Below are 24,139 nucleotides of genomic sequence, written 5' to 3' on the forward strand. Positions count from 1 at the left end.
GGATTTTTTCGAAGGTGCTTTCCCGGCGCGTTCAATCGTCTTTGATCAGCACGATCTTCGCCGGATCGAAATCGATCCCGACCATCGTCCCTTCCGCCACGGCGGGTGTGACATCAGGCGATGTCGCGAACAGTTCGACCGCCGGATCGCTGATCGCGATTCGGTATTCAATGTGGTCGCCGAGATACGAGCTCTTGACCACCTGGCCCTTCATGGTGCCCGCTGGCTGGCCGGGCAAGATGCGCACGGCATTCGGGCGCACAGCGAGGATCGCCGGCCCCGGAGCGTTACCGCGACCCGGCATGTCGAGCAGCAAGGGTCCGACCTTGACCCTCGCTCTGGTCGCATTGCTGGAAAGCACCTCGACGTCGAGCAGATTGGCGTCGCCCATGAAGTCGGCGATGAAACGGTTGGTCGGCTCGTTGTAGAGGTCGCGCGGCGTGCCGTCCTGGGCGACGCGAGCGGCGTTCATCACGATGATGCGGTCGGAGACGGCGAGCGCCTCTTCCTGGTCATGCGTGACATAGACCATGGTCAGCGCCAGATCTTGCTGGAGACCCCGGATTTCGTCGCGCACGCGCCGGCGCAGCTTGGCGTCGAGATTGGACAGCGGCTCGTCGAACAGCAGCACCTTCGGCTCCAGTACGATGGCTCGCGCCACCGCGACGCGCTGCTGCTGGCCGCCGGACAATTCGCTCGGCTGGCGCTTCTCGTAGCCGGACAGGCCGACAAGCGACAGCTTTTCGGCGGCGCGCTCGGCTGCCTGCGCCTTGCCAAGCCCCATAGCCCGCAAGCCGTAGCTGACATTCTCCATCACGTTCATGTGCGGGAACAGCGCATAGGACTGGAACACCATGGAGACATCTCGCTCGGCGGCGGACAGCAAGGTGACATCCTTGTCGTCGATCAGGATGCGCCCGGTGCTGGTCTGTTCCAGCCCGGCGATCAGCCTGAGCGTCGTCGTCTTGCCGCAACCCGAGGGCCCGAGCAGCGTCACCAGGCTGGCCGGCGCGATGTCGAAGCTGACATTGTCGACGGCGATCACCGCGCCGTATTTCTTGGTGACGCCCTCGAACCGCACGGCCGGCCTGTCCGTGACAACCGGGGCAGCATTCTTCGCCGTCTGATCCACGCCGCTTCTCCCCATCAGATTGCTGCCACCACGGCTTCCGCCCCAGGCCGGCGCCGGCCGAGCCGGCGTTCGCCGACCAGCAGCTGGATGCCGATGAGGATGACCATCATGACGACGATCATCACCGCCGAATAGACAATCGCGATGCCGTATTCGCCGACATCTGCGCGCCCGACAATGTAGACCGTGGCGAGATTGAACCGGCCGCTCGCCAGGAAGATGACGGCGCTGACCGCCGTCACCGCGCGCACGAAACTGTAGATCATCGCGGTCACGATCGCCGGCTTCAGGATCGGCAGGATCACCCGCCGCAAGGTAGCAAAAGACCGCGCCCCAAGCGTCAGCGATGCCTCGTCCAGGCTCTTGTCGATCTGTCCGAGATTGGCGAGCCCGGCACGGATCGCCACCGGCATGTTGCGGGAGATGAAGGAGATGACGATGATCAGCCCGGTGCCGGTCAACTGCACCGGCGGCACGTTGAAGGCAAGGATATAGCTGACGCCGATCACCGTGCCGGGAATCGCAAAGCTCATCATCGCCAGGAATTCGAACATGGTGCGCCCGGCGAAACGCTGCCGGTCGAGCAGATAGGCCGTCAGGATGCCGAGCGCCGCGGTGAACGGCATCGCCACCAGCGCCAGGCCGATGGTCATCAGCAGCGACGGCCATGCCGAGCCGCTGAAAAACCAGCCATTGACGCCTTTCTCGATCGAAAAGGCGGTGAGGAAATATTCGAGCGTCGGCGTGTTGTCGCGCCCGATCGATTGCACGAAACCGCCGCCCAGGATGATGCCGTAGACCACGATGGTCAGAACCAGCCACGGAACGACGGCGGCGTAGCAGCCGATCCGCAAGGCCTTGGGCAGCGTCGCCGGTACGCCGCCATCGCCCTTGCCTGCGACGGTGACGTAGCTGCGGCTGCCGATCCAGCGGCGCTGGATGACGAAGGCTGCCAGCGTGAACATCAACAGCACGATCGCCAGCACCGCCGCGCGGCCCTGGTCGTGCGCCGCACCGACCACGGCAAAGAAGATGTCGGTCGACAGCACGTTGAAATTGCCGCCCAGCACCAGCGGATTGGCGAAATCGGCCATGCTCTCGATAAACGAAATCAGAAACGCGCTGGCCAGCCCCGGCCGGATCAACGGCCAGGTGACGGTGCGAAACGTGCGCCAGCGGCTGGCGCGCAGGGTCTGCGATGCCTCCTCCATGCTGGGGCTGACCCCTTGCAGCACGCCGACCAAAACCAGGAAGGCGATCGGCGTGAAAGCCAACACCTGCGCGATGGTGATGCCGGCCATGCCATAGATCCAGCGGCTGCGCGGAATGCCGAGATGCACCGACATGAGGTTGGTGACGATGCCGGCGCGGCCGAACAGCAAGATCAACGCCAGGCCGATGACGAAGGGCGGCGTGATGATCGGCAGGATCGACAGGCCGCGCAGCAGCCATTTGGCCGGCAGCTTGGTGCGCAGCGCAATCAGCGCCAGCGCCAGACCGAGCGCCGTACAGAAAAAGCCGACGAGGACTGCGATCGCCACCGTGTTCCACGCCACGCCGCAGGAGCCCTCGCCATAGAGGCAGCGCAGGCTCCATATGTTGGCGCTGAAGATCTTTTCGACGAACAGCGCCGGCACGACATTGCCGTCATTGTCCTTGATGGCCGAGGTGAGGATCGACAGCAGCGGATAGGCGACGAACAGGATCAGCGAAGCAATCACGATTGAGAGCGAGCCGACGACGAAGCGGTCGCCCTTGCACCAGCCGCGCGCGGCGAGCGCCTCGGCGATGAACATCAGCATCGCCACGGCATAGAGCGCCGCACCCCAGCCGAGCCCCGGCTGTATCGGTCCCGGCGTGCCGGCGATCTGGGTAAGTAAGCCAAATCCCCAGCCCGAATGGATGATGGAAAAGCCTTCGATGGCCAGCCACAGCAGGCCCGCCGCGCCTGCAACCGCCAGGCTCTTGGGGTTGTTGCGCGCCACTAGCCAGCTCGCCAGCAGAAGCGGCAGGATAAGCGGCAACAGCCAGGGCCGGCCACCGAGCGCCAGCAAGATGGCCGGCGTCGCATCCGCCGGCTGTGCCAGCCAGTCGAACGACAGGAAGCCGCCTTCGACCTTGTACCAAGGCAAGAGCACGAAGCTCGCCCACGCGGCCATTACCCAGGCGAGCGCGCTGCGTCCAGGAGCGGAACTGACCATGGAACCGGCCGCGGCCATTCAATGTCTTTCTGTTGCCAAAGGATGGTGCGCCGGCTGCCGCGAAGGGCAGCCGGCGATCAGATGCTAGAGTGAGCGCGAAAGAACGCGCTCAGCCGCCATTGCGGACCTCGTCAGTGAACTTCTTCAACAGCCGCTTGCGTTCGGCCGACGAGCCGTATTTGGCGAAGTCGTAGTCGATCAGCTTGATCTTCGAGAGGTCCGGCGCCTCGGGCGGCACCGGCGTGGCGGTGTTCGACGGGATCTGGAAGCTGCCGTTCGGCGCCGCGAGCTTCTGCGCGTCCGGGCTCAGCGCCCAGTCGTAGAATTTCTGCGCCTCTTCAGCATGCTTGGCGCCCGTCACGATGCTCATCGAACCGATCTCGAAGCCGGTGCCTTCGCAAGGCGACACCACCTTCACGGCAGGGTTCTGTTTCGCGGCATTGATCACGTCGTGCTGGAAGGAGATGCCGATCAGCGTCTCGCCCTTGCCGACGGCGAGCGCCGGCGCGGCCCCTGCCTTGGTGTATTCGGCGATGTTCTTGTTGAGCTGCTTGAGATAGTCGAATGCCTTGTCCTCGCCCATCAGCTGGACGATGGTGGCAAGCATAGTCCAGGCCGTGCCCGATGAATTCGGGTCGGCCATCTCGATCTCGCCCTGGAATTCCGGCTTGACCAGATCGGCCCAGCACGCCGGAGCGGTCAGCCCGCGCTGCTTCAGATCTTCCTCATTATAGCCGTAGCCGAGCGCACCGAGATAAATGCCGACCGTGCGGTTCTTCGACCTGTCGGCCTGCTTCAGCGCCCAGTCGCGCAAGTTTGCCAGTTGCGGCGACTTGTATTCCTGGGTGAGGCCCTCTTCCGCCGCCTGCAGATGCGGGTCGCCGGTGCCGCCCCACCAGATATCGGCTTGCGGATTGTCCTTCTCGGCCCGGAGGCGGGCGTAGATTTCGCCGGCGCTCATGCGGGTCATGTCGACGCTGACGCCCGTCTCCTTCTGGTAGGTGGTCGCCATCGCCCGGCACCAGGCCTCGTCGACGGCGCAATACATTGTGAGGCTGCGGTCGGCCGCCTGGGCGGCACTCGCCAATCCGAACATGGCCAGCGCCGCGCCAAGGCCAAGCCAGGCGGCGCGCAAGCCTTGCTTACTGTCAAATGTCTTCATCGATATTCCTCCCTGTCTTCTCACTGGAAACGATCTACCCGTCGTCGAGAGGCACTCCGATCACCTGGGACAATGTCGCCGCAACACCGGGTGCTGCCGCAAGCACGGGATTGCCCTTCGCCATGCCGTCGCCGTCGAGGAACCGGTTCACCCGGCCGCCGGCCTCCTCCACCAGCAGCAATCCGGCCAGGCAGTCCCACGAATTGATGTGCAGCTCGGCATAGGCATCCGAGCGGCCGTCGGCCACATAGGCCAGCCCAAGCGCTCCGGAGCCGGAGCGCCGCACATTGGCGCCGAGTGCCCAGACAAGGCTCACCTTGTCCAGATAGTCGCGATTGGGAATCCTGGGCGACCAGCCGAATTCGACAAAGGCGCGGTCGAACGCTTTCGTCGGCGACACATGGATCGGCGCGCCATTGCGAGTAGCGCCTTGCCCGCGACGGGCAAAATACGTTTCGCCGATGGCCGGATTGGCAATGCCGCCGATCTCGCTGCGGCCGTCCTCTACGAAAGCTATCGAAATGCAGAAATGCGGAATACCGCGCATGAAATTGGCGGTGCCGTCGATCGGGTCGACGACCCACATGCGGGCAGAGCCGATGCCGCCGCCTTCCTCGCCCAAAAACCCGTCCTGCGGAAAAGCCTCTGCCAGCGTCGCGCGGATGTGCTCCTCGACCTTGCCGTCGGTTTCAGTGAGAAAATCCTGCGGGCCTTTCATCGCCACCGGCTGGACGGCGCCCTGCCGGGCATAGCCTTCCATCGCCAGTTGCCCGGCCGTGACAAGCAGTTTCCGGCAGACCTCGGCACGCCTGTCCATCTCGGCCTTGGACAGCCGGTCCGCCTTCGGATGCGCCGCCGCCCTGCTCATGCAGCCGGTCCGGACAATCGCGCCCTCAATGCCGTCTTCGGCGAAATGGACAGGGTATTCCTCCGATGCCACTCTTGAGCCGGCTTGTATTGCACGGCTGTGCAAAGCTGTTGCATTCGGCCATGCCTGTCAAGTGCGGTGGGTGGCAATGGCAGAAGAGTTGCATTACATTGCACTGGCGTGCAAAGAATCACGAAAACAGCAGCGAGAGCGTTCGCTTGACGGTTCCGAGAATCCGCACCGGTTTTTCCAGCGCCCAGCAGGTTGCCGACCTCGCCGGGGTTTCACGCTCGGCCGTGTCACGTACCTTCACGCCCGGCGCTTCCGTTTCCGGGGAAACCCGCGAGCGGGTGATGCTGGCGGCCGAGCAACTCGGCTATCACGTCAACCATCTGGCTCGCGGCCTGATGCGGGCTTCGACCGGCATCGTCTGCCTCATCGTTGCCGATGGCGACACGCCCTATCATGCCCGCCTGCAGAAGGCGCTGACCCAACATCTGCGGGACGCCGGCAAAATGGCCATGGTGTTCAACACCTCCGGCCCCAGCCACCATGTCGACCAGGCGCTGCGCAACACGCTGAACTATCGCGCCGATGCGAGCATCGTTCTGTCCGGCTCGCCGCCGCAGTTGCTGATCCGCACCTGTCTTGAGAACGGCCAGCGGCTGGTGCTGATCAATCGCGATGACCGCTTCGACGGCCCGCACAATATCGGTGTCGACAACGCTGCAGCCGCAGAGGCAGCGCTGCATGCCTTCATCCGGGCCGGCTGTACCCGCCCCGCTTTGGTGACCTCGGCTGCCGGCACGCCCAGCCTGCTCTCCCGCGAAACCGCCTTCCTTACCGCCGCGCAGAAGGAAGGGCTGGAGGTGACCGTGTGGCGCGAGGGCCGCACCGGCTATGCCACCGGAGCCGATGGCGCCAGGCGGCTCTTTTCCGGCCGGCAGCGGCCGGATGCGGCGTTCTGCGTGACCGACCTGATTGCGTGCGGCTTTCTCGATGCGGCCCGCCACGAGTTCGGCATCAACGTACCCCGCGATCTCTGCGTCATCGGCTTTGACGACATTGAACAGGCCGACTGGGCCTCTTACCGGCTGACGACGTTCTCGCCGCCGATCGAGGAGATCGCCAGGCGCGCCGTGCGGCTCGCGACCGGCGCGCGGGAGGAGGCTGGCAGCCGCCTGATCTGCCATGCGCCCATGGTCTGGCGCAGCACGGTGAGGCCGGGCCAGGGCTGATGCGAAACATGTGTCGGTCAAGACGGGAAACGTACTGATGTCCAAGAAAAAGGCCAGGAAGACCCGCCAGGCGGCAAGACCGGTGGAGATAGCTGTAGGCCCCGAAATCCGGAGCATGATGCGCAAGTTCGGCCTGACCGAGGAAGAAGCACTGCGCATGATGCGCGAATGCGATGCCACCCTCTATGGCGCCAACTCCGGGCACGTGCAGCCAGGATCTTGACGGCCCGCCAGGCGCGAACGGAATTTTAATGTAAATCAAGCGTAATCCCGACCGTTAAAATGATGCGTATGTGTTGGGGTTGCGCATGCCGGAATATTCTTTCTTCATCCGCTCGATCCGGTTCCGCTACATCTCGGGATTGCTCATCTTTGCGCTGGCTTCCACCGCGGTGATGTTTGCGCTCAATCGCGTCAATTCCTTCCGCCACGACATCGACGCGCTGAGCAGCAATCTCGTCGTCTTCACCCGCGACCTGCGCAACGCCTCCAGCTTTGCCGAAACCGCCAGCACGACCTGGCGCACCGAAACCCGTGACGGCCTTGCCGCCGCAGCGCGCGGCCATTCGCAACGCCTGACCGGCGAGATCGAAACACTGTCCGCGGAGTTGGCCGCCATCAAGCCGAGCCTGTCGGCCAAAACGCTGGACGAACTCTCGTCGGCCGCCGTCAACGGCGACCTGTTCTGGTCGTCGCGCGACATCGTGCGCAACTTCAACCTGATGTCGGCGGCGCAACAGACCGACGAATGGAGCCCGCGCGAAATCCTCAACCAGAACGACCTGTTCGTCCAGCCGATGCTGGTGCGTGTGCGTACCGCCATGGATGGCGAACGCCATCTGGCCGACGCCTCCAGCGACAGGCTGCTGTTGTGGGCAAGCGGCCTTCTGTTCGCGGTTCTTGCCATCGTTGCCCTCTGGATCTTCCGGCCGATGGAAAAGGCGATCCGCCGCGCATTCACCGAATCCGCCGCATCCTTGTTCAAGGCCGAAGCGGCCGACCGCGCCAAATCGGAATTCCTGGCCAATATGAGCCATGAGATCCGCACGCCGATGAATGGCGTGCTGGGCATGGCCGAACTGCTCGCCAAGACCGAGCTTAACGCGCGCCAGAAAACCTTCACCGAAGTCATCGTCAAGTCCGGCAATGCGCTGCTCACCATCATCAACGACATCCTCGATTTCTCCAAGATCAATGCCGGTCAGCTGACGCTCGATCCTGCACCCTTCCGGCTTGCCGAAGCGGTCGAGGACGTGGCCACACTGGTGTCGGCGCGCGTCGCCGAAAAGAACCTCGAGCTGATCGTGCGTGTCGACCCGCGCCTGCCTGCCCATGTCGTCGGCGATGCCGGACGGTTCCGTCAGATCGTCACCAATCTGCTCGGCAATGCGGTGAAGTTCACCGAGAAGGGCCATGTGCTGATCGATGTCGGCGGCGAGGTGGTCGACGGCATGGTCCAGCTCAAGGTCCGCGTCGAGGACACAGGCATCGGCATTCCTGCCGAGAAGCTCGAGAACGTGTTCGAGAAATTCGCGCAGGTCGACGGCTCGTCGACGCGCCGCCATGAAGGCACCGGCCTCGGCCTTGCCATCGCCGCCCGCCTCATCGATCTGATGGGCGGCAAGATCGGCGTCGAAAGCGAGATCGGCCGCGGCTCGGTGTTCTGGTTCGCCGTGCCGCTGCCGGCGCATCAGCAGGACACGCGCAACGAGGTCGTGCCGGTCGATGTCACCGGCGCTCGCGTGCTGGTCATCGACGACAACCCGGTCAACCGCGAGATCTTGCTGGAGCAGCTCAGAAGCTGGAGCTTCGACTGCGCGGCCGCCGAAAGCGGCGCCGTCGGCCTCGCCTTTCTAGACCGGGCCAGCCAACTCGGTGCTGCGGTCGACTGCATCATCCTCGACTACCAGATGCCCGGCATGAACGGCGCCGATGTCGCCAAGGCGATTTCCGCCGACAGCCGTCTCTCCGCCATCCCGGTGGTGCTGCTGACCTCCGTCGACCAGGTCGATTTCGGCAAGATGGTCATCGATTTCGGCATCGCCGCGCATCTCACCAAGCCGGCGCGCTCGGCCATCCTGCTCGGCACCGTCATCTCGGCCATCCAGAAAGCGCGGGCCCAGATCGGCAAGGCCCAGTTCGTTCGCGAGCCTGTTGTTCCGCAGGCGGCACCCGTGACGCCACCCGCCTTCACCGTCATTCGCGGCCCGGCAATTCCGGCGGCCACAGTGCCTGAATCGATCGCCACGCCAAACGGCCCGATCGATATTCTGATCGCCGAGGACAATGACGTGAACCAGCTGGTGTTCGGCCAGATCCTCAATGGGCTTGGCCTCAGCTACCGCATCGCCAGCAATGGCCGCACGGCCGTCGAGATGTACCGGGCGCTGCGGCCGAAGCTGATTCTCATGGACGTCTCCATGCCGGAGATGAACGGCTACGAGGCGACCCGCGCCATCCGGGCGGCGGAGGCAGCGAGTGGCAATCACACACCAATCATCGGCGTCACCGCGCACGCACTGAAGGGCGACCGCGACAAATGTATCGAGTCCGGAATGGACGACTATCTGCCCAAGCCGGTGTCGCCCGACCGCCTCGGCAGCAAGATCGGCACATGGCTCAGCGAAACGGTCGCGGTAAAGAGGGCTTGATCAAATCGCCGCGTCCAGACGATAGCGGCGCATCCAGTCCAGACTAATCTCGTCCGAGAGCTTGGCGACGCCCGGCTTTACGTCGGCGGCATTCGGCGCCGGAACGCCCAGGGCCTTGCAGATGGATGCCAATGCCGCTGCCGGATCGCCTGACAGGCGCTCATAGCCGATGCGCAGCGGGACGATCCCCTGCTCCGCGAACCAGACGTTCCAGCCCGCGTCATAGGCTTCGAGTTCGGCAAGCTCGCGCTGGATCCGCTTGAAATCGTAGCGGGGTTCCTGCGGCGGTGCGACTCGTTCGATCTCGGTTCCGTCGGGCGCGATGTGCCAAAGCCCGGTCTGCTCGGCCTTGATCAGCGACACCGCCTGCGCCAGCTTGTTTTCGCGCGAAAGATGGATGTAGAGGACCCGCCCGAAGGCCTTTTCAAAGCGTGCTTTGTCCGATGGCAGGTCTGGGTAGATCCGGTCGAGGATTGCCGAGAGTTCATCCAGGTTTTCCCGCATCAGGCGCAAGCCGAAGACGCCCGTTCCGCCCCTTCCCGCGCTGATTGCCGCACCGAGATAGGCGAGGTCGAAATCATGCGCGCTCATCGTCTCGGGATGCGGCAATTTCCACTCTTCGGCCCATTCCGCCTTGTCCTCCCGCCTATAGAAGGAGTGCGGATCGCCGGCTGTTTTCATCGATGCCAGCAGACCGCACAGCAATGTGCTTCCGGTTCTCGGCGTGCCGCAGATTATGTAGCCGTCACGCATCTGGGGGCTCTGTCGCTTGTCATGGATTGGGCTACCTCGCCAGGCGCGGTGACACGCGCGCTTCGCTAATGGATCCAGTCTAGCCGCGCCGGAAGGGATAGAGGAATTGCTGCCAGTATCCGTTCGGAACGGGATGTCCGTGAATGCCGTAGCCGTTCGGCCAGCGTCCTTCAGGCATATGGTGGGTACCGAACAGCCGGTCGAGCAGCGGGAAATGGATGGCGAAGTTTACGTCGATCGCTTCTTTCTCGAGGCCGTGATGCCAGTGGTGGTAACGCGGCGACACCAGCACCTTTTCGACTGGACCGAAACTGGTTCCGATGTTGGAATGGATGAAAGACGAATAGACGTAGACGATCAATATATACGTCTGGATAGCCGATTCATCGAACCCCAGCACGAACATCGGGGTGGCCGTCAGGCTGCGCAGCACGATGATTTCCAGGAAATGCATGCGCGCACCGGCAATCCAGTCCATCGACTTGGCGGAATGGTGCACGGCATGGAACTTCCACAGCCAGGGAATGCGATGGAAGGCCCGATGCACCCAATACTGGGCAAGGTCGGTCAGGAACATTACCGCCAGCAGTTGCACCAGCCACGGCAAGTCGTGGACCCAGGCGCGCACCGAACCAAGGGCGCCCTGCGCATTGACGAAGTTGGACGGCGCCAAGGTCAGGTAGGTCAAAATCTGCACCAGCAGCGATGAGACCAGATAGTAGAACAGGTCCTCGCGCCATTCGTCGCGGAACACGGTCTGATCCTTGTTGCGCGCGAAAAGACGTTCGAGCGGAACGAACAGCACACCCATGAACAGGGCGTTCAGGATGAAGAAATCAAGCCCGAAGAACACCCCTTCGATGTGCAGTTGATGGCGCACCGGAAGCATGCCGACCAGCGACGCCAGCAGCACAGTGAACATCGCTGCCGCGCCGAGCGTCTTTTGCCTGCGCAGCGTCATGCTGAGGATCGCCAGGATATAGCCGGAGATGAGGACGAAATAGAGCACCGGCTTGAAGAACAGCATCTGGTGGATGGGGGCCAGATCCGGCATCGATGTAAGCGACGGGTAGCGCAGCACGATGACCATCAGCAGGGCGGTGACCCCGGCAAGCAAGCCAATCGAGCCGGACAGCCAGCCAGAACCGAACGGCCGTTTGGCGCGCGGCGTTTCAAGTTCACTTACAACGCGTCTAAGGAAATTTGCCACCGCCCCCATGCCCCGCCTTTTTGACGATCGCAAAAGCTCTCGTCGAGATATCGACCTCTTTTGCTACAGCAGGGCTCATTAATATTTAATCGCCACGACCCTGCACATGACGGGTGACTATCGCTTTCGGGCGATTGGAAGAGCTATGATTGCAACAAAAGAACACCGGCCACTATAGTCGGAATCTTTCCTGGATGCGACGGGCGCATTCAAGCGGCGTCAGCCGGCTGGTGTCGACTTCGAGGTCGTAGTCTATGCCCTTGTGGACGCGTCCATATTGCCAGCGCGCCAGGCCAGGCAGCCTGTCGGCGCGCGCGGCCTCGCGCGCTCCCAGCACCTCCAGCGGCGCCATGACGCCGACCAGATGCAGGTCGAAACCCGACAGCAGCATGCGGTGCTCCGCTATCTCGTCATTGAAGATCACGTCGTCGACAATGAGATTGTTGCCTTGCCCGGCCATGGCGGCGATGGCATGGCGCATGCCGCGCATGGCTCGCGCGCCGACCGGCCCGCTCCTGATCACCACCGACGGCTTGCCGTCTTCCAGCACGGTCTCAAAGGAAAACCCGTCGGCATGATCCTGCAGCGCCGGCGGCAGCATGTCGATGAAAGCATCCATCTGGACATGCAGGAAGGGCTCGGTGGCGATTGTTTGCAGCGCCCTGGCGATCGAGCTTTTGCCGGCGCTGCCGACGCCATTAAGCAGGACGATTTTGGCCGTCATGTCGCCCCCTCGGCCTATCGGTTGCGCACGACGATACAGGCGCCCCCGACGCTTTGCAGTTTCTGGCAGATGACGTTGGCGGCGGCACGGTCGTCGACGCCGATCCTGACGGCGTAGATGCCGCGTCGGCCGATCGGCGTGCGCACCCGGCTGACCACCGGGTCACGACCGGAAAGCAGCGCCGGAAACCGGCTCCTGACCCGCAGCCACTGATTGATCGCAGCTCCCCTGCGGAAATTGCCGGCCACCTGGACGCCCCATGGCTTCACAGTGATCGAGGCCATCGCCACGGTTCTGGACATGATCACCGGCAGCTTGCGGCAGGCGACGGGAAAGCTGGTTTTCGCGTCGAGCGGCTCGACCGTCCCGGCGTAAGCGCTGTCGGAAAACTTGTCGGCCGGTTCGCCCATGATGTCGAAGACGTAGCTCTCGGTCTCCATCGGCAGGAAACCGCCGGAATCCAGCCAGCGCGAAACGCGGCTCTCGCCGGCATTGTAGGCAGCCGCCGCCAGGCCGAGATTACCGAAGCCGGTCTTCATTTCGGCGAGATATTTCGCCGAAGCCGGGATCGCCTGGTCGATGTCGAAAGGATCGGCCAGCCCGCGCATCTTGGCGGTGCCCGGCATGAACTGGGCGATGCCTTCGGCACCGACCGGGCTCACCGCATTGGGGTCGAAGCGGCTTTCCTTCCAGATCAGCCGGGCGAAGTAATCCTTCGGCAGGCCGTTCCGCTCGGCATGCGTCTCGATCAGGTCACAGACACGGCCGATCAATCGTTTCGCCGCCGAGCGCGATTGCGGTGGATCGGCGAGCGCCTGTCCGGCACCCAGCCCGCAGAGCAGGATCACACCGGCTTTGAGCAGCCCCCGCATGGCTTATTCGGCCGCAGCCTTGCCGTGCTGGCCAAACCGCTGCTCGATATAGTCGGCAACCATTTTTTCGAAATCGGCGGCGATCGACGGACCGCGCAGCGTCGCCGACTTCTTGCCATCGACGAAGACGGGCGCGGTCGGCGTCTCGCCGGTGCCGGGCAGCGAGATGCCGATATCGGCGTGCTTGGATTCGCCGGGGCCGTTGACGATGCAGCCCATCACCGCGACCTTGAGGTTCTCGACGCCGGGATATTTCTCCCGCCAGACCGGCATGTTCTTGCGCAAATCGGCCTGGATGTTCTGGGCGAGTTCCTGGAACACGGTGGATGTCGTGCGGCCGCAGCCGGGGCAAGCGGCGACGATCGGCACGAACTGACGGAAGCCCATGGTCTGCAGCAGTTCCTGCGAGACCTGCACCTCGCGAGTGCGATCGCCATTCGGCTCCGGCGTCAGCGAGATGCGGATGGTGTCGCCAATGCCTTGCTGCAAGAGGATGCCCATGGCCGCCGACGAGGCGACGATGCCCTTGGAGCCCATGCCGGCTTCGGTGAGGCCGAGATGCAGCGCATGGTTGGAACGCGTGGCAAGCTCGGTGTAGACGGCGATCAAATCCTGCACGCCGCTGACCTTGGCCGACAGGATGATCTTTTCGCGGGCGAGGCCTATCTCTTCAGCCATTTCGGCCGACAGGATCGCCGACTGCACGATCGCCTCGCGGGTTACTTCCTGCGCCGTCAGCGGGAAGCCTTGACGCTGGTTCTCGTCCATCAGCCGGGTGAGCAACTCCTGATCGAGCGACCCCCAATTGACGCCGATGCGCACCGGCTTGTCATGCCTGATCGCCATTTCGACGATCGCCGCGAACTGGCGGTCCCTCTTGTCCTTGAAGCCGACATTGCCGGGATTGATGCGGTATTTGGCCAGCGCCTCGGCGCAGTCCGGATGGTCGGCCAGCAGCTTGTGGCCGATATAGTGGAAGTCGCCGACCAGCGGCACATTGATGCCGAGCCGCTCGAGCCGTTCGCGGATGCGCGGCACGGCGGCGGCGCTCTCGTCACGATCGACGGTGATGCGCACGATCTCGGAGCCAGCGCGATGCAAAGCCGCAACCTGCGCGACGGTCTGGTCGATATCGGCCGTGTCGGTGTTAGTCATCGACTGCACGACGACCGGCGCGCCGCCGCCGACGACCACGCCGCCGACATCGACGCCGACCGATGTCCGGCGCCCAAAGGGGGAGGAAAAATACCCGGTCATGCCGGCAGCCTCTTGATCACCCGAGCGACACACGTCCACGTCGACGCACGCTCAATCAGCTATCAGCGCATAGCGCTGAGGTTCGGGCATGAGGTGGAGGAGCAAAGATGGCTTGTCAATGGCGACAGACAAGCAGAGCCGCCAAATCGCAGCAGCGCGGCGACCCCACAGACGGGTTTCGCCGGCAACAGTATCGGAATCAGTAGCAAACACAGGCCTCCGGCGGCATGTCGCCACCGGAGCGATAGTCACGCGCCAAGGCGGCGCGTCTAATCCTGGAAGGGCGTCAGTGTCTCGTCGGTTTCGCCTTCAGTTTTTCAATCTCGTCCTTGAGTGCCAGCTTGCGTCGCTTCAGATTCACGATTTCGAGGTCGTCGACCGATGGATGGTTCATCGCATCGTCGATCTCGCGTTCGATATCACCGTGTTTCCGCTGCAACTCATCAAGATGGGATGCAAGAGACATGATTGGTTCTCCCTTTCATGGTTTCCTCGATTGCAGCCGTCAAAGGCACGTCCACCGCAGGTCGCATCTGTGACGGCACCATGACAGTCTGCCACCATCCGGCTGCGATGTCGAATGCTGCGTGGTAGCATTCCACGACAATGTGATATGTGATATTGGCTGCGCGCCGGCGGCAATTGATGCCGCCCCCGCCCAATCATGCCCATTGCCGGGCGCCGCAGACATGCAGACGGTAGAGAATGTCCGACCAGGAAAAGGCCGATGTCCGCCTCGAATTTTCCCGCCTGAAGCAGGAGCATGCCGATTTCGACGCGGCCATCAATGCGATGATCGCCATGGGCTGCGACCCCTTGCAGATCCAGCGCATGAAGAAGAAGAAGCTTTTCCTCAAGGACCGGCTGATGGCGCTGGAAGACAAGATCATTCCGGACATCATCGCTTAGCCGACGGCCTCGGGGCCTAACTGCTCACCCCGCTATCGACAGCCGCGCCGCGCGATGGCGCAGCAACGTCAGCAATTCGTCGGTCTTCTCCGCTGAAGTGTCGATCGGCACCACCAGGCACATCGTCGCCTCGACCTTGCCGGCGGCCGCGAAGACAGGGGCGGCCAGGCATTTGGTGTAGGCGTCGACCAGCCCCGAAGTGATGCAATAGCCGGTCTTTCTGGCCGTCGCGATATCGGCAATGAAGTCGTCGAACTGCAGCCTGCGGCCGTCGGGCAGCAAAAGGTCGTCTTCCGAGACCATGTCCTGGATGGCGGCCCTTTCCAATCCGGCCAGAAGCAGCCGCCCCGATGCCGTCCATGGCAGCGGGATCTGCAAGCCAGTGGCCGAGCTGATGCGGAACGGCCTGGTGCCGGGGCTGGAATGGACGATGGTATAGCGCCCGCTTTGCAGCATGCACAATTCGGAGGTCTCGCCGGTCTCGCGCGACAGATTGTCGACCTCCTGCCGGCCCCGCCTAAGCAGGTCGTTGCCCCTGACATAGTCCATCCCATAGAGGTAGAGCTTCTTGCCGAAATAGACCCGGTTGCCGTCGCCCTCCATCTCCAGGAGACCCGCATCGACCAGCGAACGCACCAGCGTATAGGTGGTGGAGCGCGGCGCATTCACCCCCTTGGCGAGATCGCCAATGCCGATGGCGCGCTGCGTGACATGCAGGAATTCCAGGATCTCCAGCACCCGGTTGAGGCCCTTCTCGCGCGAGCCGGAGGTCTTGTCGGGCGTCGGGCTCTCGGCTGGACCAAGCTCCGCCCGATCCGTGAGTCCATTGCTGTCTTGCATAACTGATTCCTGATGTTAGTATCTGTCTTGTATAGGATACATGTGTCTATTGTAAGAGACAATTCAGGTCGGCGACACGTGTGTCTGTAAGGGGAACTCAAACAACAGGAGGTCGCAGTGAACGACGCATCCAAGCGAGATTTTCTGAAACTGGGCATGGCCGGGCTTGCAACGGCGGGCGTGATGACCGCTGTCAGCGCCGAAAAGGCGGCGGCACAAGCCGCATCCGACAGCGTTCTGCGCACCGCGCTTGACCGCGGCAAGCTGATCGTCGGCACCGGCAGCACCAACGCGCCATGGCATTTCGAAAACGATGCCGGCGAGCTAGTCGGCATGGACATCACCATGGGCCGCATTCTGGCCAAGGGTCTGTTCGACGATCCGAGCAAGGTCGAGTTCGTCATGCAGGATCCGGCGCAGCGCATCCCCAATGTCACCACCAACAAGGTCGACATTACCATCCAGTTCATGACCATGACCGCGCAGCGCTCGCAGCTCATCCACTTCTCCAGGCCATACTATGTCGAGGGCGTCGCCCTGCTGACGCTGCCGACGGCGGAAAACAAGACCTTCGACAAGCTGCTCGCCGGTGGTTCGGCGACGCGCATCTCGATCCTGCAGAATGTCGATGCCGAAAGCTCGGTCCATTACGCCCTGCCGGAGGCGCAGGTGCTGCAGATCGACACTCAGGCCAATGTGCTGCAGGCACTGGAATCGAAACGCGCCGATGCCGCCGCTGTCGATCTTTCAACCGTGCGCTGGCTGGCCTCGCGCAACCCCGACAAATATTTCGATGCCGGCAAGAGCTGGTACTCGATGCTCTACGGCGCGGCGGTCAGGCAGGGCGACCTGGACTGGCTGACCTTCGTCAACCAGACCTTCACCATCGCCATGTTCGGCCATGAGACCGCACTCTACGACGCCGCCTTCAAGGACTATTTCGGCCAGGAGCCGCCGGCCCGCCATCCCGGTTTCCCGGTTGTCTGACAAGTGCTGGCGGAAGGGTTAGCCCTTCCGCCTTCTAGTTCGCATCCCCTTGGTTATTGCGGGAGACGCATGGGCTATACGCTCAACTTCAACCTGATCTGGCGGCATTTCGACAAGCTGTGGGGCGGCCTTCTGCTCAGCCTCGAGCTTGCCGTGATTTCGATTGCCATCGGCGTCGTCATCGGCCTGGTGCTGGCGGTCTGGTATGTCTCGGCCGGACGCGTGGTGCGCGCCATCATTGCGGCTTACGTCGAATTCATCCGCAACGTGCCGCTGATCCTGCTCGTCTATCTTGTCTTCTACGGCCTGCCGACGGTGATCGACGTCGCCTACGACGCGCCGACCTCGTTCGTGCTGACGCTGTCGGTCTATAGCGGCGCCTATCTGGTCGAGGTGTTCCGCTCCGGCCTGGAAGCCGTGCCGCGCGGCCAGCTCGATGCCGGCAAGGCGATCGGGCTGACGCCTTGGCAGCGGTTGGTTCACGTGCGCCTGCCGACCATGCTGCGCATCACGCTGCCGGCGCTGTCCAACACCTTCATCTCGCTGTTCAAGGACACGTCCATCGCATCGGTCATCTCGGTGCCCGAGCTCACCTTCGGCGCCCAGTGGATCAACTTCAACACCTTCCGCATCGTCGAGGTCTATCTGGTGACGACGGCGATGTACCTGGTGACCGGTTACACCCTGCTCTTCGGGCTGCGGCTGGTCGAACGCCGGTTCAGGGCTGCGCGCTGACATGCTGAGCCAGATCCTCTACGCCGTACCGTTCCTCGCCCAGGGCTTCGCCATCACCTTGTGGGTGTCGCTGCTGGTCGTGGTGCTGTCGCTGATTGCCGGCGTCGCGCTCGGCGTCGGCCTGGTCTACGGCCCGGCGCCGCTGCGCTGGGCGGTGCGCATCTTCTCCGACACCATCCGCGGCATCCCGATCCTGGTGCTGATGTTTTTCGTCTATTACGGCCTGCCGGCCATCGGCCTGCATCTGCAATCCTTCTCGGCGGCGGTGCTGGCGCTGACCTTGTTCAAGACGGCGCAGGTCATTGAGTATCTCCGGGGCGCCGTCGGCTCCATTCCCAAGGGCCAGTCAGAAGCGGCGATGGCCATTGGGCTGACTTTTCGCCAGCGGCTCACCTACGTCATCTTTCCGCAGGCCTTCCGCCGCTTCCTGCCGCCCTGGATCAACGGCGTCACCGATGCGGTAAAGGGCAGCGCCCTGGTCTCGCTGCTCGGCATCACCGACCTGATGCAGGCGATCAACCAGGTCATCGGCCGCACCTATGAGGCGATGCCGCTCTACATCCTCGGCGCCTTGATCTATTTCGCCGTCAACTATGCGCTTTCCTACGCCAGCCGGCAGCTGGAACGGCGCTTTGCCTTCATCCGGGACTAGCACGATGGCCACAAGCTCGAACGACAATGCCGCCCTTCTCGACATTGCCGGGGTCTCGAAAGCCTTTGGTTCCGTCGAGGTGCTGCGCTCGGTCAGCCTCAAGGTGGACAGGGGCGAGGTGGTCACCGTCATCGGCCCTTCCGGCAGCGGCAAGACGACGCTTTTGCGCTGCGTCAACTTTCTCGAAAGCTACGACTCAGGCTCGATCCGAATCGACGGCAAGGAGGTCGGTTTTCGTGAGGCCGGCGCGCGCCAGCGGCGCAGCGAGCGCGACCTTGCCAATATGCGCGCCGAAACCGGCATGGTGTTCCAGAGCTTCAACCTGTTTCCGCACCTCACCGCCGCCGGCAACATCATGCTCGGCCTCACCAAGGTGCGCGGCAAGAGCAAGGCCGAGGCGCGCCAGATCGCCGAGCATTGGCTGAGCCGCGTCGGCCTCGCCCACAAGGCCGACAGCCTGCCGGCGGAACTCTCCGGCGGCCAGCAGCAGCGCGTCGGCATAGCGCGGGCAGTCGCCATGGAGCCGAAGATCCTGCTGCTCGACGAGATCACCTCCGCGCTCGATCCCGAATTGGTCGGCGAGGTGCTGGCCGTTGTGCGCAGCCTGGCCGAAGACGGCATGACCATGGTGATGGTCACGCACGAGATGGCCTTCGCCCGCGACGCTTCGAGCCGCATTGTCTTCATGGCCGATGGCGGTGTCAGCGCTGTTGGCCCGCCGAAGGAGATCCTTGCCGAAGAGACCACCAATGAGCGCCTAAGCTCTTTCCTGGCGCGCTTCCGCGCCTCCCATTTCTGACATGGGCGGCCCAAAGCAATTCCAGGAAAAGTGTAAGCGGTTTTCCCGGGAAAAGCGCGAAGCGCTTTCCCTTGGGAATTGCGTAAAACAACAGGCCGGCCCAAGGAGAATTCTTCCATGACGCCTTACATCCGGCTCGCCGAGCTCGGCCTGACGCTGCCCGAGCCGCCGACACCGATCGCCAATTTCGTCACCCATGCCGAGAGCGGCCGGCTGATCTTTCTTTCGGGTCAAGGGCCGCTGCGCGCCGACGGCACGCTGTGCACCGGCAAGGTCGGCGAGGACGTCACCGTCGAGCAGGCCTATGAACATGCCCGCCTCACCGGCCTCAACCTGCTCGCCGTCATGCACGCCGCCGCCGGCGATCTCGGCCGCATCGTGCGCGTCGTCAAATTGCTCGGCTTCGTCAATGCGACGCCGACCTTCAGCGACCACCCGAAAGTGGTCAATGGCTGCTCGGACCTGTTCGCCAGCGTCTTCGACAAGATCGGGGGCCATGCCCGCTCGGCGATCGGGGTCGGCTCGCTGCCTGGAAACATCACCGTCGAAATCGAAGCGGTCGTCGAGATCGCCGCCTGACCGTCAAGGGATTGCTGAACATGAAAACCTATTCCGACACCGGCTCCAACACCACGATCCGTGAACGGCTGGGACTGCGGCCGATCATCAACGTCTCCGGCACGATGACGACGCTCGGCGCCTCGATCATCGTTCCCGAGGCGATCAGCGCCATGGCCGAGATCGCCTCGCAATGGGTGGAGATGGACGATCTGCAGCGCGCCGCAAGCGTGATCACCGCCCGCCTCACCGGCGGCGAGGCCGGCTTCATCACCGCCTGCTGCGCCTCAGGCATCACAATGGCGATCGCCGGGGCGATGACCGGCACCAATTTGCTGGCGATCGAACGGCTGCCCGACGATACCGAAGGGCTGAAGTCCGAAGTCGTCATCCAGCTCGGCCATATCGTCAATTACGGCGCACCGATCGACCAGTCGATCCGCGTCGCCGGCGCCAAGGTCATTCCGGCCGGCACGGTCAGCGTCACGCAGGATTATCATGTGCGCGAGGCTATCAACGAGCGCACGGCGGCGGCGCTCTACGTCGTGGCGCACCACACCGTGCAATACGGCATGCTTTCCCTTGAGGAATTCTGCGATATCTGCCACGCCAGGGGCGTACCGGTGATCGTCGATGCGGCTTCCGAATATGACCTGCGCAGCTTCCTGGCGCGCGGCGCCGACATCGTCGTCTATAGCGGCCACAAATTCCTTTCGGGGCCGACCAGCGGCATCGTCACCGGCCGCAAGGATCTGGTCCGCGCCGCCTATCTGCAGAACCGCGGCGTCGCCCGCGCCATGAAGGTCGGCAAGGAAAGCATCGCCGGCACCATCGCGGCGCTCGAAGCCTGGGAAAAGCGCGACCATGCCGGCATCCGCCGACGCGAGGAAGCGGCGCTCCATCTGTGGAGGGATTCGCTGCAGGGAATACCCGGCATCGTCGCAAACATCATTCCCGACCCGACCGCCAATCCGCTCGACCGGCTGCAGATCTTCGTCTCCCCCGAAAGCCGCTTCAGTGCCGCCGGCCTCGCCTCGGCATTGGCGGCCGGATCGCCGCCTATCATCGTGCGCAACCACGAAGTCGAGCGTGGCCATTTCTTCCTCGACCCGTGCAACCTGCACCCAGGCGAGGCCGAGATCGTCGCCGAACGCCTCCGCGCCGTGCTCACCGCGGCCGACAGGCCGGCGGATGCGATGAGACAGCCGCGAAAGGATTCATCCGGCGCCCTGCGCTGGCCGGACTAGGCTGCGGCGGCCGCCATCCTTGCGGGCCAGCCCGAATTCCGCTAAGGCGCGCCTTTACCGCCGGGAGCATGCGCTTGACCGACCACCGCGCCGACGTCGCCATCATCATGGGCAGCCAGTCCGACTGGGCGACGATGCGCCACGCCGCCGAAACGCTGGAGGCGCTGGGCATTCCGCACAAGCGGCTGATCGTCTCCGCCCACCGCACCCCGGACCGCCTCTATGATTTCGCCAAAGGCGCCAAGGCGGCCGGCTACAAGGTGATCATCGCCGGCGCCGGCGGCGCCGCCCACCTGCCCGGCATGACGGCGGCGATGACGCCGCTGCCGGTGTTCGGCGTGCCGGTCGAATCGAAGGCGCTGTCCGGCCAGGATTCGCTGCTCTCCATCGTCCAGATGCCGGCCGGCATTCCGGTCGGCACGCTTGCCATCGGCAAGGCGGGTGCGGCCAACGCCGCCCTTCTGGCGGCCGCCGTGCTGGCGCTGCACGACGAAAAACTTGCCGCCCGCCTGGATGCCTGGCGCACCGCCCAAACCGCCAGGGTCGCCACCGAACCGACGGACGCGCCGTGAGCCTGCCCGCCGGATCGAGCATCGGCATCATCGGCGGCGGCCAGCTCGGCCGCATGCTGGCTGTTGCCGCAGCGCGCCTCGGCTACCGCACAATTATCCTCGAACCGCAGGCCGATTGCCCGGCGGCTCAGGTCGCCAACCGCCAGATCACCGCCGCCTATGACGATGCGGACGCCCTTGCCGAACTGGCGGCAGTCAGCGCCGTCGTCACCTACGAATTCGAGAATGTGCCGGTAGCGGCTGCCGGCGCGCTCGCCGCCAAGGTCCCGGTCTATCCGCCGCCCAGGGCGCTGGAAGTCGCCCAGGACCGGGTGGCGGAGAAGCTATTCCTGAACGGCATCGGCATCAGGACAGCGGATTTCCGCTCCGTCGACAATGACGACGAGCTGACGGCGGCGCTGAGAGAGTTCGGTGGCAGCGGCATCTTGAAAACCCGCCGCATGGGCTATGACGGCAAGGGCCAGCGCGTCTTCCGCAACATGGAGACGGGCGGCTTTGCCGGCACATGCGAGACCATGGGCAATGTGCCGCTGATCCTCGAATCCTTCGTCGCTTTCGAGCGCGAAATCTCGGTCATCGCCGCGCGCGGGTTGGACGGCGCGGTCGCCGCCTACGATCCGGCTGAGAACGTCCACCGCGACGGCATCCTGCATACCTCGACCCTGCCGGCCCAGATCAGGCTGGAGACGGCGGCGACGGCACAGGGGTCGGCAGCGAAAATCCTGGCGGCCCTCGACTATGTCGGCGTCATCGGCGTCGAGTTCTTCGTTCTTGCCGATGGCACGCTGCTGGCCAACGAAATGGCGCCGCGCGTGCACAATTCCGGCCACTGGACGGAAGCCGCCTGCATCGTTTCGCAATTCGAGCAGCATATCCGCGCCATTGCCGGCCTGCCGCTGGGCAACCCTGGCCGGCATTCAAACTGCATCATGGAAAACCTGATCGGCGACGATGTGCTGCGCGTACCCGCTTTGCTCGCCGAGCCCGATCTGATGCTGCATCTCTACGGCAAGGCGGAAGCGCGCCCAGGCCGCAAGATGGGCCATTTCACGCGCATCAGCCGCCGTAGCTAAGCCATTCCGGCACTTTGCGCGAGGGCGTGGCTCGAGCCCTATTGCAGCTCGTCGTTCAGATCCCCGTCCTCGTCGGGGCTGGCGCAACTCGCATCGCCTTCCCTACAATTGGCGCCCGCGGTGAGCTGTTTGATGCGCTGGTCCGTCAGTTCGGTCAGGCATTGTGAAACCTCCATCGGATGGATGGAGCCGCCCTCGCTGTCTGTCGTCGTATAGGCGCATTCGGCGTCGCGGAAGGCGATCCAGGCGCGTTGCGCGACCTGCAGCAGCTTCCTGCTCTTGTCGTCGTTGCGACCGACGAGATCCTTGTAGGCCTGGTTGAGCTTGGCATCGGCCGCCTGATAGTCCTCGCCGGCGCAGATGTTCATCATCTGCTGGCTGTCGTCGTTGCGGTCGCATTCCTGCGCCTGCGCGGTGGATGCCGCTGCCATAACGGCAAGGCTCGCGGACACAAACAACAGGCGCATGGAGGTCTCCAAATCGGCTTGCGGGTGCCGCACCATTCCAGCCCGCCTTCGGCCGCGCAATGGCGTGGAGCCGAGATGGCGGATATTTGATTGCCAAAGCCATTCTCGGCCTCTATCCAGCACGCTTGCGGTTGACACGGGCAAGGCTCCTCGTTTATGAGCCACCGCAAGTTCAAAGGCGCGCTTTTCAGGCGCGCCTTAATAATTCGGCCCGGACAGGGCCCAGACCGACGGGCAAGACCATGAAGATCAAGAATTCGCTCAAGGCGCTGAAGGCGCGTCACCGCGACAACCAGCTGGTTCGCCGCAAGGGCCGCGTCTACATCATCAACAAGACCGCTCCGCGCTACAAGGCGCGCCAGGGCTGAGCGTTCGGCCGGGGGCTCGTTGCCTCCGTCCATATGATGGTAATTGCCTGGTTTCAGGCACTTTCACGCTAATTTCAGTTTGACGATCCGCCGTCCGGGGTTAGATTCCGGTGATGCGGATTCTTTTTGCATTTTTGGCGACCCTGTTTCTTTTCGGCGTCGCTCCGGCGTCGGCGGACGATCCGCCGGCAAAGCCGCCGGTTGCCCTGACCAGGGAAGCCAGGCTCGACCAACTGTTTGCCGAGCTGAAGCGCGAGCGCAACGAAAAGGCGGCCGAGCGCATCGCCGGGCGCATCTGGGGCGAATGGTTCCAGTCCGGCAGCGCCTCGATCGACCTGATGATGCAATGGTCGCAAAAGGCGATGGACGACCAGAAGTTCGACGTCGCCCTCGACTTCCTCGACCAGGTCGTCGTCCTGCAGCCAAAATATGCCGAAGGCTGGAACCGGCGCGCCACCGTGCATTACATGATGAAGAATTTCGGGAAGTCGATGTCCGACATCGACCAGACGCTGCAGCTGGAACCACGCCATTTCGGCGCGCTTTCCGGCCTGGCCCAGATCATGGCCGCCACCGGCCACAAGCAATCGGCGCTGGAAGCCTGGCAGAAGGTGCTTACCATCTATCCGATGATGCGCAGCGCCCAGGACCAGGTCGCGGCAATTTCGGAAGAGCTTGCCGGCGAAGGAATTTGATTAGGCAGTAGGAATTAGGGATTAGTCAGTAGTCAGTAGTCAGTAGAGAGATTGGTCGAGACGCCACCTCCCTACTCCCTACTCCCTACTCCCTACTCCCTACTCCCTACTCCCTACTCCCTACTCCCTACTCCCTACTCCCTACTCCCTACTCCCTACTCCCTACTCC

At 63.5% G+C, this 24,139-nt stretch carries 26 protein-coding genes; 14 read left to right on the top strand and 12 right to left on the bottom strand.

The annotated features are described in order from the left end of the window. Positions 1 to 31: 31 nt before the first annotated feature. From NKI31_RS07570 to NKI31_RS07585, 4 genes are all read right to left on the bottom strand, one after another. A complete protein-coding gene (locus NKI31_RS07570; protein WP_352651036.1) occupies positions 32 to 1,132 on the bottom strand; it encodes an ABC transporter ATP-binding protein in 1,101 nt (366 codons plus the stop codon). 14 nt (positions 1,133 to 1,146) lie between these two features. Beyond that, entirely contained in the window at positions 1,147 to 3,351 is a 2,205-nt protein-coding gene (locus tag NKI31_RS07575) for an ABC transporter permease (RefSeq protein ID WP_502899104.1), read from the bottom strand. Between the two features lie 91 nt (positions 3,352 to 3,442). Next, positions 3,443 to 4,468, bottom strand: a complete 1,026-nt coding sequence (locus tag NKI31_RS07580; protein WP_023748323.1) for an ABC transporter substrate-binding protein — start codon at positions 4,466 to 4,468, stop codon at positions 3,443 to 3,445. Positions 4,469 to 4,529: 61 nt separating this feature from the next. After that, positions 4,530 to 5,363, bottom strand: coding sequence for an inositol monophosphatase family protein (locus NKI31_RS07585; RefSeq protein ID WP_352538598.1), 834 nt, complete (start codon positions 5,361 to 5,363; stop codon positions 4,530 to 4,532). A gap of 218 nt (positions 5,364 to 5,581) precedes the next feature. Between NKI31_RS07585 and NKI31_RS07590 the strand changes: the two genes are divergently transcribed. The 3 genes from NKI31_RS07590 (at position 5,582) to NKI31_RS07600 (ending at position 9,252) form a co-directional block, all read left to right on the top strand. After that, entirely contained in the window at positions 5,582 to 6,601 is a 1,020-nt protein-coding gene (locus NKI31_RS07590; protein WP_031195645.1) for a LacI family DNA-binding transcriptional regulator, read from the top strand. A 37-nt stretch (positions 6,602 to 6,638) separates the two neighbouring features. Continuing rightward, on the top strand, positions 6,639 to 6,824 hold the full coding sequence (locus NKI31_RS07595) for a hypothetical protein (RefSeq protein WP_023684018.1): 186 nt from the start codon (positions 6,639 to 6,641) through the stop codon (positions 6,822 to 6,824). 85 nt (positions 6,825 to 6,909) lie between these two features. Further along, complete coding sequence (locus NKI31_RS07600; RefSeq protein ID WP_352651039.1) at positions 6,910 to 9,252, top strand: response regulator; 2,343 nt, start codon at positions 6,910 to 6,912, stop codon at positions 9,250 to 9,252. Here NKI31_RS07600 and NKI31_RS07605 read toward each other — a convergent pair whose 3' ends face one another. The 6 genes from NKI31_RS07605 to NKI31_RS07630 all read right to left on the bottom strand — a co-directional run bounded on the left by NKI31_RS07605 (position 9,253) and on the right by NKI31_RS07630 (position 14,534). Next, positions 9,253 to 10,005 (bottom strand): Stf0 family sulfotransferase, encoded by a 753-nt coding sequence (locus NKI31_RS07605; RefSeq protein ID WP_352538596.1) that lies wholly within the window; start codon positions 10,003 to 10,005, stop codon positions 9,253 to 9,255. Positions 10,006 to 10,084: 79 nt separating this feature from the next. Then, positions 10,085 to 11,224: a sterol desaturase family protein gene (locus NKI31_RS07610; protein WP_198020049.1), complete on the bottom strand. Its 1,140-nt coding sequence runs from the start codon at positions 11,222 to 11,224 to the stop codon at positions 10,085 to 10,087. A gap of 163 nt (positions 11,225 to 11,387) precedes the next feature. After that, positions 11,388 to 11,939: a chloramphenicol phosphotransferase CPT family protein gene (locus tag NKI31_RS07615; RefSeq protein ID WP_352651041.1), complete on the bottom strand. Its 552-nt coding sequence runs from the start codon at positions 11,937 to 11,939 to the stop codon at positions 11,388 to 11,390. 14 nt (positions 11,940 to 11,953) lie between these two features. After that, entirely contained in the window at positions 11,954 to 12,811 is an 858-nt protein-coding gene (locus NKI31_RS07620; RefSeq protein ID WP_023748319.1) for a lytic transglycosylase domain-containing protein, read from the bottom strand. A 3-nt stretch (positions 12,812 to 12,814) separates the two neighbouring features. After that, positions 12,815 to 14,068, bottom strand: a complete 1,254-nt coding sequence (ispG, locus tag NKI31_RS07625) for a flavodoxin-dependent (E)-4-hydroxy-3-methylbut-2-enyl-diphosphate synthase (protein ID WP_023834970.1) — start codon at positions 14,066 to 14,068, stop codon at positions 12,815 to 12,817. 286 nt (positions 14,069 to 14,354) lie between these two features. Beyond that, a complete protein-coding gene (locus NKI31_RS07630; protein WP_023684024.1) occupies positions 14,355 to 14,534 on the bottom strand; it encodes a YdcH family protein in 180 nt (59 codons plus the stop codon). A 239-nt stretch (positions 14,535 to 14,773) separates the two neighbouring features. Between NKI31_RS07630 and NKI31_RS07635 the strand changes: the two genes are divergently transcribed. Beyond that, a complete protein-coding gene (locus tag NKI31_RS07635; RefSeq protein WP_023673103.1) occupies positions 14,774 to 14,977 on the top strand; it encodes a YdcH family protein in 204 nt (67 codons plus the stop codon). Positions 14,978 to 15,001: 24 nt separating this feature from the next. Here NKI31_RS07635 and NKI31_RS07640 read toward each other — a convergent pair whose 3' ends face one another. Continuing rightward, on the bottom strand, positions 15,002 to 15,817 hold the full coding sequence (locus NKI31_RS07640; protein WP_352651044.1) for an IclR family transcriptional regulator: 816 nt from the start codon (positions 15,815 to 15,817) through the stop codon (positions 15,002 to 15,004). A 156-nt stretch (positions 15,818 to 15,973) separates the two neighbouring features. Here NKI31_RS07640 and NKI31_RS07645 point away from each other — a divergent pair, with 156 nt between their 5' ends. The 8 genes from NKI31_RS07645 (at position 15,974) to NKI31_RS07680 (ending at position 22,440) form a co-directional block, all read left to right on the top strand. Beyond that, complete coding sequence (locus NKI31_RS07645) at positions 15,974 to 16,804, top strand: transporter substrate-binding protein (protein WP_023673105.1); 831 nt, start codon at positions 15,974 to 15,976, stop codon at positions 16,802 to 16,804. Positions 16,805 to 16,873: 69 nt separating this feature from the next. Further along, the gene (locus tag NKI31_RS07650; protein ID WP_023693641.1) at positions 16,874 to 17,539 is read left to right on the top strand and encodes an amino acid ABC transporter permease; all 666 of its coding nucleotides are present in this window, start codon (positions 16,874 to 16,876) and stop codon (positions 17,537 to 17,539) included. 1 nt (position 17,540) lies between these two features. After that, the gene (locus NKI31_RS07655; RefSeq protein WP_352651046.1) at positions 17,541 to 18,191 is read left to right on the top strand and encodes an amino acid ABC transporter permease; all 651 of its coding nucleotides are present in this window, start codon (positions 17,541 to 17,543) and stop codon (positions 18,189 to 18,191) included. Positions 18,192 to 18,195: 4 nt separating this feature from the next. Further along, positions 18,196 to 18,990 carry an amino acid ABC transporter ATP-binding protein gene (locus tag NKI31_RS07660; RefSeq protein WP_352651048.1) on the top strand — a complete coding sequence of 265 codons (795 nt, stop codon included), beginning with the start codon at positions 18,196 to 18,198 and terminating at the stop codon, positions 18,988 to 18,990. A 117-nt stretch (positions 18,991 to 19,107) separates the two neighbouring features. Then, positions 19,108 to 19,569: a RidA family protein gene (locus NKI31_RS07665; protein ID WP_023673109.1), complete on the top strand. Its 462-nt coding sequence runs from the start codon at positions 19,108 to 19,110 to the stop codon at positions 19,567 to 19,569. Between the two features lie 20 nt (positions 19,570 to 19,589). Further along, positions 19,590 to 20,795 carry an aminotransferase class V-fold PLP-dependent enzyme gene (locus tag NKI31_RS07670; RefSeq protein ID WP_031197096.1) on the top strand — a complete coding sequence of 402 codons (1,206 nt, stop codon included), beginning with the start codon at positions 19,590 to 19,592 and terminating at the stop codon, positions 20,793 to 20,795. Positions 20,796 to 20,869: 74 nt separating this feature from the next. Continuing rightward, a complete protein-coding gene (purE, locus tag NKI31_RS07675; protein WP_023708578.1) occupies positions 20,870 to 21,367 on the top strand; it encodes a 5-(carboxyamino)imidazole ribonucleotide mutase in 498 nt (165 codons plus the stop codon). Further along, positions 21,364 to 22,440, top strand: coding sequence for a 5-(carboxyamino)imidazole ribonucleotide synthase (locus tag NKI31_RS07680; protein WP_023702776.1), 1,077 nt, complete (start codon positions 21,364 to 21,366; stop codon positions 22,438 to 22,440). Before purE ends, NKI31_RS07680 begins: the two co-directional genes overlap by 4 nt. A 38-nt stretch (positions 22,441 to 22,478) precedes the next feature. Here the strand turns inward: NKI31_RS07680 and NKI31_RS07685 are convergent, their stop codons facing one another. After that, on the bottom strand, positions 22,479 to 22,907 hold the full coding sequence (locus NKI31_RS07685; RefSeq protein WP_352651061.1) for a lysozyme inhibitor LprI family protein: 429 nt from the start codon (positions 22,905 to 22,907) through the stop codon (positions 22,479 to 22,481). Between the two features lie 242 nt (positions 22,908 to 23,149). Here NKI31_RS07685 and ykgO point away from each other — a divergent pair, with 242 nt between their 5' ends. Together ykgO and NKI31_RS07695 are read left to right on the top strand one after the other, a co-directional pair. Next, positions 23,150 to 23,275 (top strand): type B 50S ribosomal protein L36, encoded by a 126-nt coding sequence (ykgO, locus tag NKI31_RS07690; RefSeq protein ID WP_006327841.1) that lies wholly within the window; start codon positions 23,150 to 23,152, stop codon positions 23,273 to 23,275. 113 nt (positions 23,276 to 23,388) lie between these two features. After that, positions 23,389 to 23,970: a tetratricopeptide repeat protein gene (locus tag NKI31_RS07695; protein WP_023711628.1), complete on the top strand. Its 582-nt coding sequence runs from the start codon at positions 23,389 to 23,391 to the stop codon at positions 23,968 to 23,970. The last annotated feature ends 169 nt before the right edge of the window (positions 23,971 to 24,139 follow it).

It is taken from the genome of Mesorhizobium sp. M0659 (genome assembly GCF_040320605.1).
In the GTDB taxonomy this organism is placed as follows: Bacteria; Pseudomonadota; Alphaproteobacteria; order Rhizobiales; family Rhizobiaceae; genus Mesorhizobium.

Coding starts and splice junctions, on each gene's coding strand:
- NKI31_RS07645 (WP_023673105.1), top strand. CDS start 15,974: ATGGCCGGGCTTGCAACGGCGGGCGTGATGACCGCTGTCAGCGCCGAA.
- NKI31_RS07610 (WP_198020049.1), bottom strand. CDS start 11,224: ATGGGGGCGGTGGCAAATTTCCTTAGACGCGTTGTAAGTGAACTTGAA.
- NKI31_RS07640 (WP_352651044.1), bottom strand. CDS start 15,817: ATGCAAGACAGCAATGGACTCACGGATCGGGCGGAGCTTGGTCCAGCC.
- NKI31_RS07650 (WP_023693641.1), top strand. CDS start 16,874: ATGGGCTATACGCTCAACTTCAACCTGATCTGGCGGCATTTCGACAAG.
- NKI31_RS07575 (WP_502899104.1), bottom strand. CDS start 3,351: ATGGCCGCGGCCGGTTCCATGGTCAGTTCCGCTCCTGGACGCAGCGCG.
- NKI31_RS07695 (WP_023711628.1), top strand. CDS start 23,389: ATGCGGATTCTTTTTGCATTTTTGGCGACCCTGTTTCTTTTCGGCGTC.
- NKI31_RS07665 (WP_023673109.1), top strand. CDS start 19,108: ATGACGCCTTACATCCGGCTCGCCGAGCTCGGCCTGACGCTGCCCGAG.
- ispG (WP_023834970.1), bottom strand. CDS start 14,068: ATGACCGGGTATTTTTCCTCCCCCTTTGGGCGCCGGACATCGGTCGGC.
- NKI31_RS07595 (WP_023684018.1), top strand. CDS start 6,639: ATGTCCAAGAAAAAGGCCAGGAAGACCCGCCAGGCGGCAAGACCGGTG.
- NKI31_RS07660 (WP_352651048.1), top strand. CDS start 18,196: ATGGCCACAAGCTCGAACGACAATGCCGCCCTTCTCGACATTGCCGGG.
- NKI31_RS07635 (WP_023673103.1), top strand. CDS start 14,774: ATGTCCGACCAGGAAAAGGCCGATGTCCGCCTCGAATTTTCCCGCCTG.
- NKI31_RS07600 (WP_352651039.1), top strand. CDS start 6,910: ATGCCGGAATATTCTTTCTTCATCCGCTCGATCCGGTTCCGCTACATC.
- NKI31_RS07615 (WP_352651041.1), bottom strand. CDS start 11,939: ATGACGGCCAAAATCGTCCTGCTTAATGGCGTCGGCAGCGCCGGCAAA.
- NKI31_RS07630 (WP_023684024.1), bottom strand. CDS start 14,534: ATGTCTCTTGCATCCCATCTTGATGAGTTGCAGCGGAAACACGGTGAT.
- NKI31_RS07655 (WP_352651046.1), top strand. CDS start 17,541: ATGCTGAGCCAGATCCTCTACGCCGTACCGTTCCTCGCCCAGGGCTTC.
- NKI31_RS07620 (WP_023748319.1), bottom strand. CDS start 12,811: ATGCGGGGGCTGCTCAAAGCCGGTGTGATCCTGCTCTGCGGGCTGGGT.
- NKI31_RS07585 (WP_352538598.1), bottom strand. CDS start 5,363: ATGAGCAGGGCGGCGGCGCATCCGAAGGCGGACCGGCTGTCCAAGGCC.
- NKI31_RS07670 (WP_031197096.1), top strand. CDS start 19,590: ATGAAAACCTATTCCGACACCGGCTCCAACACCACGATCCGTGAACGG.
- ykgO (WP_006327841.1), top strand. CDS start 23,150: ATGAAGATCAAGAATTCGCTCAAGGCGCTGAAGGCGCGTCACCGCGAC.
- NKI31_RS07605 (WP_352538596.1), bottom strand. CDS start 10,005: ATGCGTGACGGCTACATAATCTGCGGCACGCCGAGAACCGGAAGCACA.
- NKI31_RS07685 (WP_352651061.1), bottom strand. CDS start 22,907: ATGCGCCTGTTGTTTGTGTCCGCGAGCCTTGCCGTTATGGCAGCGGCA.